The sequence below is a fragment of the Serratia sp. BIGb0234 genome, assembly GCF_024809915.1.
Lineage (GTDB): Bacteria > Pseudomonadota > Gammaproteobacteria > Enterobacterales > Enterobacteriaceae > Serratia > Serratia liquefaciens.
Genome location: NZ_JANUEI010000001.1, coordinates 329,888 through 345,816 on the forward strand (window position 1 = coordinate 329,888; position 15,929 = coordinate 345,816).

General features: G+C 57.5%; 14 protein-coding genes. 7 read left to right on the forward strand and 7 right to left on the reverse strand.

All coding sequences use genetic code 11. The features are described from left to right. Positions 1 to 302 precede the first annotated feature (302 nt). The 5 genes from M2407_RS01745 to M2407_RS01765 all read right to left on the reverse strand — a co-directional run bounded on the left by M2407_RS01745 (position 303) and on the right by M2407_RS01765 (position 5,316). The gene (locus tag M2407_RS01745) at positions 303 to 1,844 is read right to left on the reverse strand and encodes a sulfite reductase flavoprotein subunit alpha (protein WP_259216619.1); all 1,542 of its coding nucleotides are present in this window, start codon (positions 1,842 to 1,844) and stop codon (positions 303 to 305) included. Positions 1,845 to 1,849: 5 nt separating this feature from the next. Beyond that, entirely contained in the window at positions 1,850 to 2,275 is a 426-nt protein-coding gene (locus tag M2407_RS01750; protein ID WP_020825779.1) for a PAS domain-containing protein, read from the reverse strand. Positions 2,276 to 2,483: 208 nt separating this feature from the next. Then, entirely contained in the window at positions 2,484 to 4,202 is a 1,719-nt protein-coding gene (gene dld / locus M2407_RS01755) for a D-lactate dehydrogenase (protein WP_259216621.1), read from the reverse strand. A 119-nt stretch (positions 4,203 to 4,321) separates the two neighbouring features. Beyond that, positions 4,322 to 5,116 carry a type I methionyl aminopeptidase gene (gene map, locus M2407_RS01760; RefSeq protein WP_046374205.1) on the reverse strand — a complete coding sequence of 265 codons (795 nt, stop codon included), beginning with the start codon at positions 5,114 to 5,116 and terminating at the stop codon, positions 4,322 to 4,324. Further along, on the reverse strand, positions 5,113 to 5,316 hold the full coding sequence (locus M2407_RS01765; protein WP_020825782.1) for a ParD-like family protein: 204 nt from the start codon (positions 5,314 to 5,316) through the stop codon (positions 5,113 to 5,115). Before M2407_RS01765 ends, map begins: the two co-directional genes overlap by 4 nt. A 167-nt stretch (positions 5,317 to 5,483) precedes the next feature. Between M2407_RS01765 and ddlA the strand changes: the two genes are divergently transcribed. Continuing rightward, entirely contained in the window at positions 5,484 to 6,587 is a 1,104-nt protein-coding gene (gene ddlA, locus M2407_RS01770) for a D-alanine--D-alanine ligase (protein WP_115059531.1), read from the forward strand. 36 nt (positions 6,588 to 6,623) lie between these two features. Here the strand turns inward: ddlA and M2407_RS01775 are convergent, their stop codons facing one another. Together M2407_RS01775 and M2407_RS01780 are read right to left on the reverse strand one after the other, a co-directional pair. Beyond that, on the reverse strand, positions 6,624 to 7,403 hold the full coding sequence (locus M2407_RS01775; protein ID WP_122077700.1) for an ABC transporter substrate-binding protein: 780 nt from the start codon (positions 7,401 to 7,403) through the stop codon (positions 6,624 to 6,626). A 42-nt stretch (positions 7,404 to 7,445) separates the two neighbouring features. Beyond that, positions 7,446 to 8,600 (reverse strand): pyridoxal phosphate-dependent aminotransferase, encoded by a 1,155-nt coding sequence (locus tag M2407_RS01780; protein WP_201895611.1) that lies wholly within the window; start codon positions 8,598 to 8,600, stop codon positions 7,446 to 7,448. A gap of 265 nt (positions 8,601 to 8,865) precedes the next feature. Here M2407_RS01780 and M2407_RS01785 point away from each other — a divergent pair, with 265 nt between their 5' ends. The 6 genes from M2407_RS01785 to M2407_RS01810 all read left to right on the forward strand — a co-directional run bounded on the left by M2407_RS01785 (position 8,866) and on the right by M2407_RS01810 (position 15,927). Further along, positions 8,866 to 9,795 (forward strand): LysR substrate-binding domain-containing protein, encoded by a 930-nt coding sequence (locus tag M2407_RS01785; RefSeq protein WP_115059526.1) that lies wholly within the window; start codon positions 8,866 to 8,868, stop codon positions 9,793 to 9,795. 115 nt (positions 9,796 to 9,910) lie between these two features. After that, positions 9,911 to 12,208 carry a beta-glucosidase BglX gene (bglX, locus tag M2407_RS01790; RefSeq protein WP_142815700.1) on the forward strand — a complete coding sequence of 766 codons (2,298 nt, stop codon included), beginning with the start codon at positions 9,911 to 9,913 and terminating at the stop codon, positions 12,206 to 12,208. Positions 12,209 to 12,395: 187 nt separating this feature from the next. Beyond that, entirely contained in the window at positions 12,396 to 13,436 is a 1,041-nt protein-coding gene (locus M2407_RS01795; RefSeq protein WP_048761328.1) for an ABC transporter substrate-binding protein, read from the forward strand. Then, positions 13,433 to 14,431, forward strand: coding sequence for an iron ABC transporter permease (locus M2407_RS01800; protein WP_217330944.1), 999 nt, complete (start codon positions 13,433 to 13,435; stop codon positions 14,429 to 14,431). Before M2407_RS01795 ends, M2407_RS01800 begins: the two co-directional genes overlap by 4 nt. Next, a complete protein-coding gene (locus M2407_RS01805; RefSeq protein WP_149573466.1) occupies positions 14,424 to 15,203 on the forward strand; it encodes an ABC transporter ATP-binding protein in 780 nt (259 codons plus the stop codon). Before M2407_RS01800 ends, M2407_RS01805 begins: the two co-directional genes overlap by 8 nt. After that, a complete protein-coding gene (locus tag M2407_RS01810) occupies positions 15,196 to 15,927 on the forward strand; it encodes a substrate-binding domain-containing protein (RefSeq protein WP_259216624.1) in 732 nt (243 codons plus the stop codon). Before M2407_RS01805 ends, M2407_RS01810 begins: the two co-directional genes overlap by 8 nt. Positions 15,928 to 15,929 lie beyond the last annotated feature (2 nt).

The window sequence follows — 15,929 nt, forward strand, 5'->3', positions numbered from 1 at the left end:
CGCGGCGTTCTACGCCTGAGCGCAAAGCAAGGAAAGCTGGAGGTGAGGAATTCGGTTTGGCTTAACGCACAACCACGGCGTGTGGTGGGTAAGCGGCTACCGCGGTAACGACAGAGAAAACGGCGGGTGGGGCTGAGGATGCGCACAGCAGAACGACGGCCGCAAGCGGCGTGTTCGCAGGATCGGTAGCGTGCGCAAACTCTGTCATGGATATTCCTGAATACAGGGAGTGATTAACCTCTTCAAGATAGTCAAGTTTGGCGGAGGGCGCAACCTAAAAACGGCGCACTCCGCAACCGTTCTCAGTACAACTCCAGATGCAGACGCCCTTGTTGCGTCAGCCTTTGCCACAGGCTGTCCGTCGCGGTTTCGTCCCCTGGAGCACAGGCCTTTTCCAGCGCCTGCGCGACGGCGGTTTCAAGATACTGTCGGTTGCCGCACAGGTAGATGTGTGCCCCCTTTAGCAACAGTTCCCTCACGTAATCGGCATGTTCTTCGATCGCGTGCTGCACGTAGTATTTGGCGGCACCATCGCGGGAAAACGCGGTAATGAGCCGATTCAGTACGCCATCCTTGCACAGCGACTCAAGCTCTTCGCGGTATAGGAAGTCTTCGTCGCGGCGTTTTTCGCCGAAGATTAAGGCGGTTTCTCGCTGTCCGCCGTCGATCGCCATTTCACGCAGCAAGCCTATCAACGGGGCGATACCGGTACCGGTGCCGATGAACAGCACGGGAGTTTGCGGATCGGGCGGCAGGTAGAAGTTGGGATTGGCGCGGCAGAAGACACGGAAGGGGCCCGGGTTATCGAGCAACCAGCCGGTGGCCGTGCCGTTTCGGGCGCGCCCATTACGCTCGTAGCGAACCTCGCGAACGCACAAATCCAGGCTGTCTTCTCGCGAAGCCGAAGCGATCGAATAGGCGCGCGGTAAGCAGGCAGGGAGCAGCGTTAGCAGATCATCCAAAGTGACCGACTGCGGCGTGCAAAACTCTTGCAGCACGTCCAGCAGATCGGCGCCGTACAGGTAGGCTTCCAGCGCTTTGCGCTGGCGGATTTTCAGCATCCCCTTAAGGTCTTCGCTGCCGGTAAGCTGCGCCAGTTCGCGCAATATCGCTTTGCTTATTTGGCGCAGTTCCCGGCGGCGCAACGCCTCTGCGGCCTCCGGCCGGTCGAACCAGGCTGACAGACGAAGCAGTAAATCCTCGTCGTTTTCCGGCAACAGGTAGAGCGTATCGCCTGCCCGGTAGGCGATGCCGCTGCCGCTGATATCCAGACGAAGATGCCAGGCATGCGGCGCGCGAGCGCTGAGCGAACGGCGCTCCAGCAGGCCGGCGGCAAAAGCATTGTCCTCGCCATAGGCGGTGACGCGCAGATGCAGATCGCGACCGGCCTGCCAATCCCCCGCAATCACCTGTTCCACTACGGCTGACCAGGTAGTGAAAAAGCTCTCGAAGTTTAGGTCGGCATCAACGCGGTTGACGATGGCCTGCGCGCCGCGTTCGGACAACCCGGCGTCAAGCCATTGCGTGAAACCGCAAAAACGCGGGTACGCCGTGTCGCCCAAGCCGAAAATGGCGTAGCGCAGGTGCGCGAGGTTTGGCGTGTGTGTCAGAACGTCGAAAAAAAGCTCGGCGTTGGCGGGCGGCTCCCCGTCGCCAAACGAACTGGATACGATAAGCAATAGGTCGCCTTTCCCCAGGTTTGCCGGTGAAATTTCGTTGAGGGTCAATAGGGTGGGGGCGTAAGGGTGCAGAAAAGGTAACTCGCCCAAGCGCGTAGCCAGCGCCTGGGCTTTGCCCGATTCCGAACCGTAGCCAATCAGGATACGTTCGATGATATCGGCCATGTTTCTTACTTATCGTAGTGGTTGTCGAACTGTTCTTTGGAGAATTCGACGGAGTCGAAATCGGTCATCAGATCGTTGATCACACGGCGGATACTGATGTAGGCCTCGATTTTGCCCTGAGCGTCATAGAGCGGTTGCACAGTGGTGTCGACCACATACAGCACGCCACCCTTGCCAACGTTGGGAATGATGCCGGTCCAGATATTTCCGGCTTTAATGGTATCCCACATCTCTTTATAGATGGCCTTGGGGACGGAAGGGTGACGCACGATGTTGTGGGGTTGCCCTACAAGTTCTTCCCGGGTAAAGCCGGTGAGCTGGCAAAACAGGTCGTTGACATAGGTGATGGTGCCTTGCAGGTCGGTGGTAGAGATCACCATCACTTTGTCCAGTGCAGACAGCAGTTGGGCGGAATCGAGGGTCTGGCTCATGGTAGGTTCCTTCTCATTAATTTTGCGGTGAACGTCACGGCAGATGTCACGTATCCGTCATGACAAATTTGTTATTGATTCTTATTTACACCGCATAATAATCAGCAGACTTTAAAGTTGCAATAAAAATGCATCTTTAAGATTGCAAAAGAGGGAAGCATCTTGAAGGAGGGCTCGCCCGTACAGCGGCGAGCCTGAGGGAAGAAGGTTATTGACCGTTACCGGCCCAGTGCTTCCGCTTGCTGGTTTTGCCCAGACCGGGGTTAAAGCTGTTGGTGGGATCGGCGCTGCGGTAGAACGCCTGCAGATCCGGCTTGGCGGTGTACAGATGGCCGACGTTATGTTCCGCCGGGTACTCCGCGCCGCGTTGGTTGAGGATCTCCAACATCTTTTCCTTGAGCGCATGGCTGTCGACGCCTTTTTTCACCACATAATCCTGATGGAAGACGTGACACATAAAGTGGCCGTAATACAGCTTGTGCACCAGTTGGCTGTCGATTTCCGGCGGCAGGGTTTCGAACCAGTCGGTGTCGTTGCGGCGCAGCGCGATATCCAGCGCCAAAATATCCTCGACCTTGTCGGCGTGCACCGCATGGTAACGCACCGCGGCTCCGGCGGCGGCAAAGCGGTGCAGGAAAGCTTTCTTGCCTTCATCCGGGGTGCAGACGAAGAACGCCCCGTTGGCCTGAGCAAAGTATTGGCTCAGGTACTGCTGCGCCTCTTCGACGCCCGGCCCGGCCATTTTCAGCAGCAGGTGGTGTTCAAAGCGCTCGCGATACTCTTTCATGCGTTTAGGCAGGTGGCTGGGCGCCAGATGGCTCAGGCCCTGCATCAGGCGGTCGGTCAGGTTATGCGGCAGCAACGGCAGCTTGTTGAGGCTGGCGTCCATGCGGCCTTTCAGAGTGAAGAAGGTCGGCATCTGATCGGTGCCGAGCTTATCGATCATCATAAAGGTGTCTTTGCCGTACACTTCGGCGATATCAAAAATATCCCGGTGCATGTATTCGCCGGCAACCGGCAGGTTGTCAAATTTGCTCAGCATGTGGCGGCGCAGTTCGGTCAGTACGGCGGTGTCGTTGGTCCCGATGTAAAACACCTGCTCTTTGCCTTCTTTCTCGAAGGTGTCCAGCCGCACGGCAAATACCGCCAGCTTGCCTGCGCAGCCGGAGGCTTCGTACAGGCGGCGCTTGTCGGCGTTAAAACGGGAGGGCGTATCGGCATCAACGTCGCGTACGCGGCTGGCGTATTCATTGTCGGAGGCACGCAGTTCGCCGTGCTCGACATCTTCCTGCCGGTAGTCGCCTTTCTCCAGGCGGGTAAGGATCTCTTCCGGCGTGTCCCCGAGGTTAATGCCCAGATGGTTAACCAGACGCAACTGACCGTCTTCACCCAGTTGGGCATACAGCGCCATCTCGGTATAGGCAGGGCCGCGTTTGACCAGTGAACCGCCGGAGTTGTTGCACACGCCGCCGATCACCGAAGCACCGATGCAGGACGAGCCAATTACCGAATGCGGTTCGCGGCCATAAGGCTTGAGCAATTTTTCCAACTGGTTGAGCGTACTGCCGGGGAAGCCGACCACCTGTTTGCCATTGTCCAGCACCTGCACATGGTTGAGCCGCAGGGTGCTGATAATGACGATATCACGGTCATAGTCGTTGCCGCTGGGCGTTGAACCTTCGGTCAGACCGGTGTTCGCCGCCTGCATGATGACGATTTTATCGGCGGAGACGCAGGCCTCAAGCAACTGCCACAACTGCAGCAGGCGTGTCGGGAACACCACCGCCAGCGCCTGGCCCTCGCCGGAGCGGAAGCCCTTGCGGTAACGTTCGGTGCTGCGTTCACCGGTCAGCAGCTGCGGGCCACCGACGATGCTTTTGAGTTTACTGAGAAACGCCTGGTTGGTGGCGCTGGTGGACTGCGTCATGCCGATCTCCCTGTCGTCCCCATCGTTTTCCACCGGGCAGCCTTGTCGATTGCCCGGTGAAATCCATGAGGTGATTAATTTAGTAAGTCATTAACTTGGTAGCTTAATGGCTTAATAACTTAGTATCGTTCTTTGTAACCAGCCTGGCGCTCTTCGTCGCGCAGCGTCAGGATTTCCACGCCGTCGGCGGTGACCGCCACGGTGTGCTCCCACTGGGCAGACAGCTTTTTGTCGCGCGTAACCACTGTCCAACCGTCTTTCTTTTGCTTGATGCGGTGGTCGCCCTGATTGATCATCGGCTCGATGGTAAACACCATGCCTTCCTGCAGTACCATTCCGGTACCCGGTTTGCCAAAGTGCATTACCGCCGGCTCTTCGTGCATCTCGCGGCCGATACCGTGGCCGCAGTACTCCCGCACGATGCTGTATCCGGCCTGTTCTGCATGCTGTTGAATTGCATGGCCGATATCCCCCAGCGTCGCGCCCGGTTTCACCACGCGGATGCCTTGCCACATCGACTCATACACGTTATTCACCAGCCGTTTGGCCAGCGGCGTGATCTGCCCAATGCAGTACATTTTACTGGAGTCGGCAATATAACCGTCGTGTTCCAGCGTAATGTCGACGTTAACGATCATGCCGGAGCGCAGTATTTTGCTGACCGACGGGACGCCGTGACAGATCACTTCGTCAATCGAGGTATTGAGCACATAGGGAAAACCGTACTGTCCTTTTGTAGACGGGCGTGATTTCAGCTCATCAACGATAAAGGCTTCGGCGCGGTCGTTAATCTCCATCGTGGAGATACCTTCGACTATCACCTCATCGAGCATAGCAAACACCTTTGCCAGCAGCGCGCCAGAGTGACGCATTTTGACAATCTCTTCCGGTGTTTTGATCACAATCTGTTTCACCCGACAATCTCCTTTAACGTCATCGCGTTATCTTTCATCATTTTTTTTACCAGTTGGGGATAGGTCAGTTCCGGATGGAACTCCGCCAGCATGCCGATCTTGATCCAGTATTCCGCCTGCGCGTTGATCGAACGCGTCATCGTCAGGCTGGCGAGGCGCAGATCGTCATGCAGCGCGTCTGAAATTTTCACAATGCCCATAGGCTGCTCCTCAGTGAGTAATATACGAAGTGTATACGTTTTGGATGGTCGCAATTTGGCATTCCGTGGGGTGGTCATTTTCAGGGTTGCAACGATTGCTGCCACGGGGCAATGCGTTTATTGTGATAAGCGACTTTTTTGCCATGATTTTTCAGAAGGATTAGGGCGTGACCAAATTACGTGTTGGGGTGATCTTCGGCGGTAAATCGGCGGAGCATGAGGTTTCACTGCAGTCGGCAAAAAACATTGTGGATGCCATAGACAAAGAGAAGTTTGACGTCACATTGCTGGGGATAGACAAGCAGGGGCATTGGCACATCAACGATGCGTCCAACTACCTGCTGAATGCGGAAAACCCGGCGCTGATTGCGTTGAACCGCTCAAATAAAAATGTAGCGCTGATCCCTGGTCAGGAAAAACAGCAGTTGATCGAGTCAGGCAGCGCCGGTGCGCTGGGCCAGCTCGACGTGGTGTTCCCGATAGTGCACGGCACGCTGGGGGAAGACGGATCATTGCAGGGGCTACTGCGGATGGCGAATTTGCCGTTCGTCGGCGCTGGCGTGCTGGGGTCTGCGGTCAGCATGGACAAAGACGTCACCAAACGCCTGCTGCGTGATGCCGGGCTGGCGGTCGCGCCCTTTGTAACCCTGACGCGCAGCAACCGCGCCAAATTCACGTTTGAACAGCTTAGCGAACGCCTGGGGCTGCCGCTGTTTGTTAAACCGGCTAACCAGGGCTCTTCGGTGGGCGTCAGCAAGGTGCAGGATCGCGACGGCTATGAGGCCGCAGTGGCGCTGGCGTTCAGTTTCGATCACAAGGTGCTGGTGGAGTCGGCGATTGTCGGCCGCGAAATCGAGTGTGCGGTGCTGGGCAATGATGATCCGCAGGCCAGCCTGTGTGGCGAAATCGTGCTGAGCGACGCCTTCTATTCGTACGACACCAAATACATCAACGAGCAGGGTGCTCAGGTCGTGGTACCGGCGGCGATTACGCCGGAGGTGAGCGACAAAATCCGTGAGGTGGCGCTGAAAGCCTTCCGGGCGCTGGAATGTTTCGGTTTGGCGCGCGTGGACGTGTTCCTGACGCCGGACAACAACGTGGTGATCAACGAGATCAACACGCTGCCGGGCTTCACCAATATCAGCATGTATCCCAAACTGTGGGCCGCCAGCGGCATCAGCTATAGCCAACTGATTACCCGTCTGATTGAGCTGGCGCTGGAGCGCCATCAGCAGGATCGTGCGTTGAACAGTTCGGTATTCGATCGCTAAAACAGTCAGGGGCGAAGCGATTTTCGCCCCTGATTTTTACTTCACCGTTACGTCAATATCGCCAAAATATTTCTTCGCCAGCTCGCTCACCGTGCCTTGCTGCTTCACTTTGACGATCGCCTCATTCAGTTTTTTCTTCAGCGCCTCATCGCCTTTACGCAGGCCGAAAGCAATGCCCTCGCCAAGGATTTTGTCGTCGCTGACCGCATCGCCGACGAAGGCAAAGCCCTTACCGTCCGGGTGCGCCAGGAAACCGCTTTGTCCCGACGGGGCCATCACCAGCGTGGCGTCGAGACGCCCGGCGGTCAGGTCCAGATAGGCCTGGTTCTGATCCTGATAAGACACCACGTCCACGCCCTGCGGTGCCCAGTGAGCCTTGGCATAAGTCTCCTGAATCGAGCCTTGCAGCACGCCGACGTGTTTGCCTGCCAGCGAGGTGGCGTTCGGCAACAGGCCGCTGTCGGCCTTGGCGATCAGGCGGTTCGGTACCTGATAGATTGAATCGGTGAAGTCGATGGCCTGGCGACGCTGATCGGTGACGTTCATCGCCGAGTTGATGGCGTCAAACTTGCGCGCCTTCAGCGCCGGGATCAGGCTGTCGAAAGAGGTTTCAACCCAGCTGCATTTCAACTGGGCGGCGGCGCAAACGGCATTGCCCAGATCGATATCAAAACCGACGAGCTGACCGCTGGCAGATTTGGATTCAAACGGTGGGTACAGCGCTTCCAGGCCAAAACGCAAGGTGTTTTCCGCCGCCAGCGAGGAACCGGCGGCCAGCAGGCAGCCTGCGGCGATCAACGTTTTCAGTGATTTCATATTCAGAGCCCTTTTCCCATGGTCAAAGCAAAAGTGAATGCATTACACCTGACACAGACGGCGTGCGCCTTCCAGCAGGGTCTGGTTATCTTTTGAAAAACTCAGTCGAATAATGCCGGTATTGGTGCCGTCGCTGTAGAACGCCGACAGCGGGATAGTGGCGACTTTGGCTTCGCGGATCAGACGCACCGCAAAATCGTTGTCGCTTTCGCTGCTGAAACCGCTAAAGCGGGCCAGCATAAAGAAACTGCCACGGCTGGGCAGTAATTCAAAGCGCGAATCTTGCAGGGCGTTCGCCAGCAGGTCGCGTTTTTGCTGGTAGAAAGCCGCCAGCCCTAAATAACTTTGCGGGTTAGCCAAGGCTTCGGCGAAGGCGTACTGCATCGGGGTATCGGCGGAAAACACCATAAACTGGTGTACCTTGCGGATCTCGTCCATCAGCGCCGCCGGTGCCATGCAGTAACCGACGCGCCAGCCGGTGACGTGATAGGTTTTGCCAAACGACGAAACGATCACGCTGCGTTCGGCCAGCTGCGGGTGGCGTGCCATGCTGTGATGAATATCGCCGTCGAACACCACGTGTTCGTAAACTTCGTCGGACAGAATGACGATGTCGGTATTGCGAGTCAGGGCGGTCAGCCGTTCGATATCATGTTCACCGAATACGCTGCCCGTTGGGTTGTGCGGGCTGTTGACGATGATCATCCGCGTTTTGCTGTTGATGGCCGCAGCGACCTCATCCCAGTCAATATGCAGATCTTCCAGCGACAGTTTAATCGCCACCGGAGTGGCGCCCTGCAGACGCACGATCGGCGCATAGCTGTCGAACGCCGGTTCAAAATAGATCACCTCATCGCCAGGGTGCACCAGTGCGCTGATGGCGGAATACAACCCTTCGCTGGCGCTGGCAATGACCGTGATTTCTTCGTCAGCGTCATAGCGTGCGCCATATAAACGTTCAACTTTATCCGCCAGCGCGATACGCAATGCTGCCACGCCGCTCATCGGTGCGTACTGGTTATGTCCTGCACGCATGGCTTGCGACACTGCCTCTACCAATTGCGGTTCGCAGGCGAAGTTTGGCGCGCCCTGCGACAGATTCAGGGCCTGATGTTCGGCGCTAAGCTGGCCGATAACGGTAAAAATAGTGGTGCCGACGTCCGGCAACTTCGAGCGTAGTGCGCATGCGCTCTGCATGAGTGGCTCCAGGGGATAGGGGGATATCGCTTGATTAAGCATCAATGACGGTAGGCCAACAAGGGAAAGTTTGTCATACTTGCCATGCACTCAGATCATGACTGATTCCTCTTCATTCTTGAAACGATCTCGGCGTTGGCTGCGCTCACTTACCCGAATCACTGACTCATGTCAGCTCATCGGGTTGCGTTCACTGGCCGCCTTGATGTCGTTCCAATTATTTGGGGGAATCCTTGGAATTTCAGGGGATATCAAGGAACTCGCCATGTCGTCATCACTGCCGTCGCTCGACGTATTGAAAACCTTTTTGGTGGTGGCCCAGCGCCTTAATTTCACCCACGCCGCTCAGAGCCTGCACCTGACGCAGGGCGCGGTCAGCCGGCAAATACTGGGGCTGGAACAGCATCTGGGTTATCCGTTGTTTAGCCGTCGCGCGCGTGGCCTGACGTTGACACCGCAGGGAGCCATGCTGTTGGCCCCGGTGCAGCAAGCCCTGGGACAGTTGGATGAGGCGCTGAGCAGAATCGGGGCGCAGCCGGGGACCTTGCGGATCAAGTGCCCGACCTGTGCCATGCGCTGGGTGTTGCCGCGTATTATCCGGCTTCAAAACGAGCGACCGGAAATGCATATTGAGCTGACCGCTTCGGTATCGCACGGGCTGGATTTCGCTGCGGAACACTTCGATGCCGCGGTGGTGTTCGGCCAGCCGCAGGGCAAAAAACTGACGGTGCATCATCTGTTCGATGAAATTCTCACGCCGGTCTGCACGCCGACTTACCTGCCCGATTTATCTCGCCCGCCGACGCCGGCCGATCTGGCGGAGAAAACGCTGTTACATCCCACGCGCGATCGCCGCGATTGGCTGCTGTGGCTAAAGGCGGCGGGGCAGGAAGCGCTGCCTTCCGGTAAGGCGCAGCATTTCGATACGCTCGATCTGGCGATGAGTGCGGCACTGCAGGGTTTTGGCATCGCCATCGGTGATTTATGTTTGCTGGAGGAAGACATTCAGGCGCAGCGTATCGTTACGCCGTTCCCACTCAGCGTGCTCAGCGGTGCGGCTTACTATCTGGTCTATCCTGAACGAGCAGTGCAATCGCCGGCATTAACTACGCTGGTGGATTTCCTGGGCGATGAGGCGGCGCAAAGCCGCACCCGGCTGAAAAACTATCGCCCGGCCCGCGCTAATAGCTTGTAACCTTTAACATTACAAAGTATTTCTGCGGTGAAAAGGAGTATGGCACACTGCCTTTTCACATCGATTAATCATCTCCGCCGCGCTCTGCGACGGGAGCATGCCTGAGATAAAAAATATGAAATGGCTTTGTGTGGTGAGTATGTTGTCCGGTCTGGCCATCAGTCCGGTTTTTGCACAGGAAAACGCCGTAACGCAAGGCGTTAATGCCCAGCAGCGCGATGCCTTTGTTTCCAACCTGATGAAGCAGATGACGCTGGAAGAAAAAATCGGCCAGCTGCGGTTAATCAGCGTCGGCCCGGATAACCCGAAAGAGGCGATCCGCGACGGCATCAGCAAGGGGCAGATTGGCGCCATCTTCAACACCGTCACCCGGCCGGATATCCGCGTTATGCAGGATCAGGCGATGCAGCTCAGCCGCCTGAAAATCCCGCTGTTCTTTGCCTATGACGTGGTGCACGGCCAACGTACCGTGTTCCCAATCAGCCTCGGGTTGGCGGCCAGCTTTGATCTGGAAGCCATCGCACTCAGCGGTCGAGTGTCGGCGCAGGAAGCCAGCGACGACGGCCTGAACATGACCTTCTCGCCGATGGTCGACATCACCCGCGATCCGCGTTGGGGCCGGGTCTCTGAAGGCTTCGGTGAAGACACCTGGCTGGTGTCCAAAATCGCCAAGGTGATGGTGGACGCCTACCAAAACGGTGACCCGTCCAAGCCCGGCTCAATCATGGCCAGCGTGAAGCACTTCGCGCTGTACGGCGCTACTGAAGGCGGCCGCGACTACAACACCGTCGATATGAGCCCATTGCGGATGTATCAGGACTATCTGCCGCCCTATAAAGCGGCGGTGGAAGCCGGCAGCGGTGGCGTCATGGTGTCGCTCAATTCGGTGAACGGCATTCCGGCCACTGCTAACCCATGGCTGCTGAAGGACCTGCTGCGCGATCAGTGGGGCTTCAAGGGCATCACCATCAGCGACCACGGTGCGATCAAAGAGCTGATAAAACACGGTGTGGCAGCGGACGCGCGTGATGCAGTACGACTGGCGATCACCTCTGGCGTCGACATGAGCATGAGCGACGAATATTACGACCAATACCTGCCGGGGCTGGTGAAAGACGGGCTGGTGTCGGAAAGCGACATTGACCGTGCCTGTCGCGACGTGTTGAACACCAAATATGATATGGGCCTGTTTAAAGACCCTTACACCCATCTTGGCCCGGCAGGTTCCGACCCGCAGGACACCAATGCCGAAAGCCGCCTGCACCGTGCCGAAGCGCGCGTGATCGCGCGTAAGACTATGGTGCTGTTGAAGAACGACCGGCAGACATTGCCGTTAAGCAAACAGGCGACCATTGCGCTGGTCGGGCCGATGGCCGACAGCCAGCGTGACGTGATGGGCAGCTGGTCAGCGGCTGGGGTAATCAAACAGTCGGTGACCCTCCGCGAAGGGCTGGAACGTGCGGTGGGCGACAAGGCGAAAATCCTCTATGCCAAGGGGGCCAACGTCACTCAGGACAAGAGCATTATCGACTACCTGAACGAGTATGAGCCAGCGGTGGCGTTTGACACCCGTCCACCGCAGCAGATGATTGACGAAGCGGTACAGGCGGCGAAGAAAGCCGACGTGGTGGTAGCGGTGGTCGGGGAATCGCAGGGCATGGCGCATGAAGCGTCCAGCCGCGCCGATATTACTATCCCGCAAAGCCAGCGCGACCTGATCGCAGCGCTGAAAGCCACCGGCAAGCCTTTGGTATTGGTGCTGATGAACGGCCGGCCGCTGGCGCTGAGTTGGGAAAGCCAGCAGGCGGATGCGATGCTGGAAACCTGGTACAGCGGTACCGAAGGCGGTAATGCGGTTGCCGACGTGCTGTTTGGCGATTACAACCCGTCGGGCAAGTTACCGATGACCTTCCCGCGTTCGGTCGGTCAGATCCCGATGTATTACAACCACCTGAACACCGGCCGTCCGTTCGGCAAGGAAAACCCGGGCAAATACACCTCGCGCTACTTTGACTCGCCGAACGGTCCGCTGTATCCCTTCGGTTATGGCCTGAGCTACACCAGCTTCAGCCTGTCGGACCTGAAACTTTCCAGCCCGACAATGGCGCGCAACGGCAAGATCACCGCCAGCGTCACGCTGAAGAATACCGGCAAATATGATGGTGCCACCGTTGTGCAGCTGTACCTGCAGGACGTGACCGCCTCGGTCAGCCGTCCGGTGAAAGAGCTACGCAACTTTAAGAAAGTGATGCTGAAAGCGGGCCAGGCGCAGACTGTTGAGCTGCCGATCACCGAAGACGATCTCAAGTTCTATAACGCCAGCCTGAAATGGGGCGCGGAACCGGGCAAGTTTAACGTGATGGTGGGTCTGGATTCCGACAACGTGCAAACACAGAGCTTTACGCTGAAGTAATCACCCTCTCTGACCCTCTCTCATCGCGGTGGGAGAGGGTTTGCGTTGCTTTTGAGATCCCAAGCTCTTCAACGCATAACCGTTCTGCTTTCGCACGGAAAATCCCGTTGTTTTGATCCCGCTGATTGTTTCGCCACAGCTATCGCTATATGATTTTATATATAACGATAACTCACCGGAAACCCCCATGTTCAAACGCTTGTTGCTGATTTTTATTCTTTTCTCTTCCGCCGCACAGGCGGATCGCCAGGTCACCGACCAACTCAACAGACAGGTCACATTGCCCGATACCATCACCCGCGCGGTGGTGCTGCAACACCAGACGCTGAACCTGCTGGTGCAGCTCGACGCGCTGCCGCAGGTGGTAGGTGTGCTCAGTAGCTGGAAGAAACAGCTGGGGCCGAATTATCTGCGGCTGGCACCTGGGTTGGCAAAAATGCCGATGCCGGGCGATCTCACCTCGGTGAATATCGAAAGCCTGCTCAGCCTGCACCCGCAGGTAGTGTTTGTCGCTAACTACGCACCGCCGGAAATGATTGCCCAGATTGAACGGGCCGGTATTCCGGTGGTGGCTATTTCGTTGCGCCGTGAGGCGGCGGATCAGGCCGGGAAAATGAACCCGGTACTCAATGATGAAGACCAGGCCTATAACCTCGGCCTGCAGGACGGTATCCGCCTGATCGGCACGGTAATGGGGCACCAGCCGCAGGCAGAAGCGATGATCCAGGACGTTTTTCAGCAGAGAACGCTGGTGGCCGACCGGCTGCGAGACCTGCCTGCGGACCAACGGGTTCGGGTGTATATGGCCAATCCGGATTTAACCACTTATGGATCGGGCAAATACACCGGGCTGATGATGCAGCACGCCGGTGCGCTAAACGTGGCGGCGAAGGATATTCAGGGTTTTAAGCAGGTATCGATTGAAGACGTGCTGAAGTGGAACCCGGCGGTGATTTTCGTTCAGGAGCGTTATCCCGAGGTGGTGCAGCAAATCCTCAGTTCGCCGCAGTGGCAGGGGATTGACGCGGTAAAAAATAAACGTGTCTATCTGATGCCGGAATACGCCAAGGCCTGGGGCTACCCGATGCCGGAAGCGCTGGCGCTGGGTGAACTCTGGATGGCGAAAAAGCTGTATCCGCAGCGTTTTAGCGACGTCAATTTGCAGCAGCGGGTGGATGCCTATTACCGGCAGTATTATCGCAGCAGCTGTTGCCAGAGCGAGCAATGAGGCTTGGCTGGCTGCTCCTGCTGACGTTGCTTTGCGCGCTGCTGTCGTTGGGGATTGGCCGTTACCCGGTATCGGCAGCTCACAGTCTGATGATCCTGCTCGAGCCGTTGACCGGCCCGAACGGTGCTATCGATGCGGTTCAACGTCAGGTGATTCTGGGGGTTCGCGTACCCAGAGTGTTATTGGCGATGGGGGCCGGCGCCTCTCTGGCCCTGTGTGGCGCCGCGCTGCAGGGGGTATTTCGTAATCCGCTGGTGGATCCGCATATCATCGGTGTCTCTTCCGGTGCAGCCTTTGGCGGCACGCTGGCAATTTTACTTAGCCTGCCGATGGCCGCGCTGTTGCTGTCTGCATTTGTATTCGGCATGGCGGCGTTGCTGCTGATTTTTGCCATTACCAGCGCCATCGCCCGGCGCAATATTTTGTCGCTGGTGCTGGCTGGGGTGATCCTCAGCGGCTTTTTCTCCGCCTGCGTCAGCCTGTTGCAATACCTGGCCGATACCGAAGAGAAACTGCCGAGCATCGTGTTCTGGCTGCTGGGCAGCTTCGCCACCGCCGACGACAATAAACTGTTGATGCTTTTCCTGCCGTTGTTGTTGGCTGGCGGGCTGTTATTGACATTGCGCTGGAGAATCAATTTGCTGTCGATGGGGGATGAGGATGCCGCTGCACTGGGCATTAACGTCGAGCGCACCCGCTGGTTGATCCTGACGCTGTGCGCCGCGATTGTCGCCGCACAGGTGGCGGTCAGCGGCAGCATTGGCTGGGTTGGGTTGGTTATTCCGCACGTTGCCCGGCTGCTGGTTGGCCCCGATCATCGTCGTCTGTTACCGGCTTCTCTGTGTTTGGGGGCGTTGTATATGGTGTTGATCGACGATTTGGCACGCACGCTGAGCAGCAGTGAAATTCCGCTGGGCATTTTAACGGCATTGATTGGCGCACCGCTGTTTGCGTTGCTGTTGCGCCGTGCGCAACTGAGAGGTTGGCATGGCTGAGACATTACTGACGGTTAAAGATCTCAGTTTTGGTTGGCCCGGCCAAGCGCCTTTGTTTAACGCGCTGAGCCTGCAATTGTCGCGTGGCGAAGTCTTGGCGGTACTGGGCCCCAACGGGCGCGGCAAAAGTACCCTGATGCAGCTGTTGCTCGGCACCCTGCCGCTGCAACAGGGGGCGGTTGAATGTGCCGGCGGCATCGGTTTTGTGCCGCAGCATTTCACGGCGCCTTTTGCCTATCGGGTGCTGGATATCGTGCTGATGGGGCGAGCGCGTTATGTGGGGTTGTTCCGCTCCCCTTCGGCGCAGGATCATCGGCTGGCGAAAGAAGCCCTGCAGTCGCTGGATATGTTGGGCTTTGCCGACCGCGAATTTGGCAGTTTATCGGGCGGACAGCGGCAACTGGTGCTGATTGCCCGCGCACTGGCGATGAGCTGCGAGGTGCTGATACTGGATGAACCCACTTCGGCATTGGATCTTCATCACCAGGATCGGGTGCTGAGCCTGATCTCGTCACTGGCGCGGGAACGACAGATGGCGGTGATGTTTTCGACCCATCAACCCAACCATGCTCATGCGGTGGCCGATCGCGCCTTGCTGCTGGGGGCCGAGGGACAGCATCAAATCGGGCCCTGTGCCAAGGTGCTGACGGCCGAGTGCTTGTCGCCACTGTTTGATTTGGCGATTGAGCGGGTGGCTTTGCAGATTGAGGGGCGGCAGTTTGAAACGCTGGTGCCTTTATATCGCAGTCAAAGGGAGCGTCATCATGAGTAATCTTCTGCTGTTTGCCGCCGGTAGCCTGCGTGTGGCATTTGGGCCGCTGCTGGCCGCGTTTCAGGCACAAACCGGCGAGGTTGTAGATGCGGTATTTGGTCCCGCAGGCCTGCTGCGTCAGCGCATTGAAGCCGGTGAACGGCCGCATGTTTTCGCTTCGGCCAATCTGGCGCATCCGCAGCGATTGGTCGATCTGCATTTATCGCCACGGGTACAAACTTTTGCCCGTAATCGGTTATGCGCGACGGTACATAATAGTGCCGGACTAACAGAACGCCCGTTGTTGGCGGTACTGCTGGACTCGCGTTGGCGGGTGGCGACCTCAACGCCGGGTGCCGATCCTTCCGGTGACTATGCGCTGCAATTATTTGAACGTATTGAATCCCTGTTGCCGGGGCAGGGGACAGCCCTGCGGCAACGGGCTTTGGCTCTGGTGGGCGGCCCAGATTCGGCGCCGTTGCCGATGGACCGGCCGGCGGCTGAGTATCTGCTCAACAGCGGACAGGCGGATATCTTCCTCGGTTACGCCAGCTATGGTGCGGCGTTGGCAAGGTTTCCCGAGCTGGTGGTGCGGCAGTTACCGCCTTCGCTGACGATTGAGGCCGACTATGGTCTGTGTCTGTTAGATGGACGGGCACAGCCCTTGGCCGAGTTTATTCTGGCGGAACAGGGGCAGGCGATACTGCGTGAACAGGGGTTTTTACCTGCCAACCTGGTGAGCTAATG

Coding starts and splice junctions, on each gene's coding strand:
- bglX (WP_142815700.1), top strand. CDS start 9,911: ATGAAATGGCTTTGTGTGGTGAGTATGTTGTCCGGTCTGGCCATCAGT.
- dld (WP_259216621.1), bottom strand. CDS start 4,202: ATGACGCAGTCCACCAGCGCCACCAACCAGGCGTTTCTCAGTAAACTC.
- M2407_RS01805 (WP_149573466.1), top strand. CDS start 14,424: ATGGCTGAGACATTACTGACGGTTAAAGATCTCAGTTTTGGTTGGCCC.
- M2407_RS01750 (WP_020825779.1), bottom strand. CDS start 2,275: ATGAGCCAGACCCTCGATTCCGCCCAACTGCTGTCTGCACTGGACAAA.
- M2407_RS01800 (WP_217330944.1), top strand. CDS start 13,433: ATGAGGCTTGGCTGGCTGCTCCTGCTGACGTTGCTTTGCGCGCTGCTG.
- M2407_RS01775 (WP_122077700.1), bottom strand. CDS start 7,403: ATGAAATCACTGAAAACGTTGATCGCCGCAGGCTGCCTGCTGGCCGCC.
- M2407_RS01765 (WP_020825782.1), bottom strand. CDS start 5,316: ATGGGCATTGTGAAAATTTCAGACGCGCTGCATGACGATCTGCGCCTC.
- M2407_RS01745 (WP_259216619.1), bottom strand. CDS start 1,844: ATGGCCGATATCATCGAACGTATCCTGATTGGCTACGGTTCGGAATCG.
- M2407_RS01810 (WP_259216624.1), top strand. CDS start 15,196: ATGAGTAATCTTCTGCTGTTTGCCGCCGGTAGCCTGCGTGTGGCATTT.
- M2407_RS01785 (WP_115059526.1), top strand. CDS start 8,866: ATGTCGTCATCACTGCCGTCGCTCGACGTATTGAAAACCTTTTTGGTG.
- M2407_RS01780 (WP_201895611.1), bottom strand. CDS start 8,600: ATGCAGAGCGCATGCGCACTACGCTCGAAGTTGCCGGACGTCGGCACC.
- M2407_RS01795 (WP_048761328.1), top strand. CDS start 12,396: ATGTTCAAACGCTTGTTGCTGATTTTTATTCTTTTCTCTTCCGCCGCA.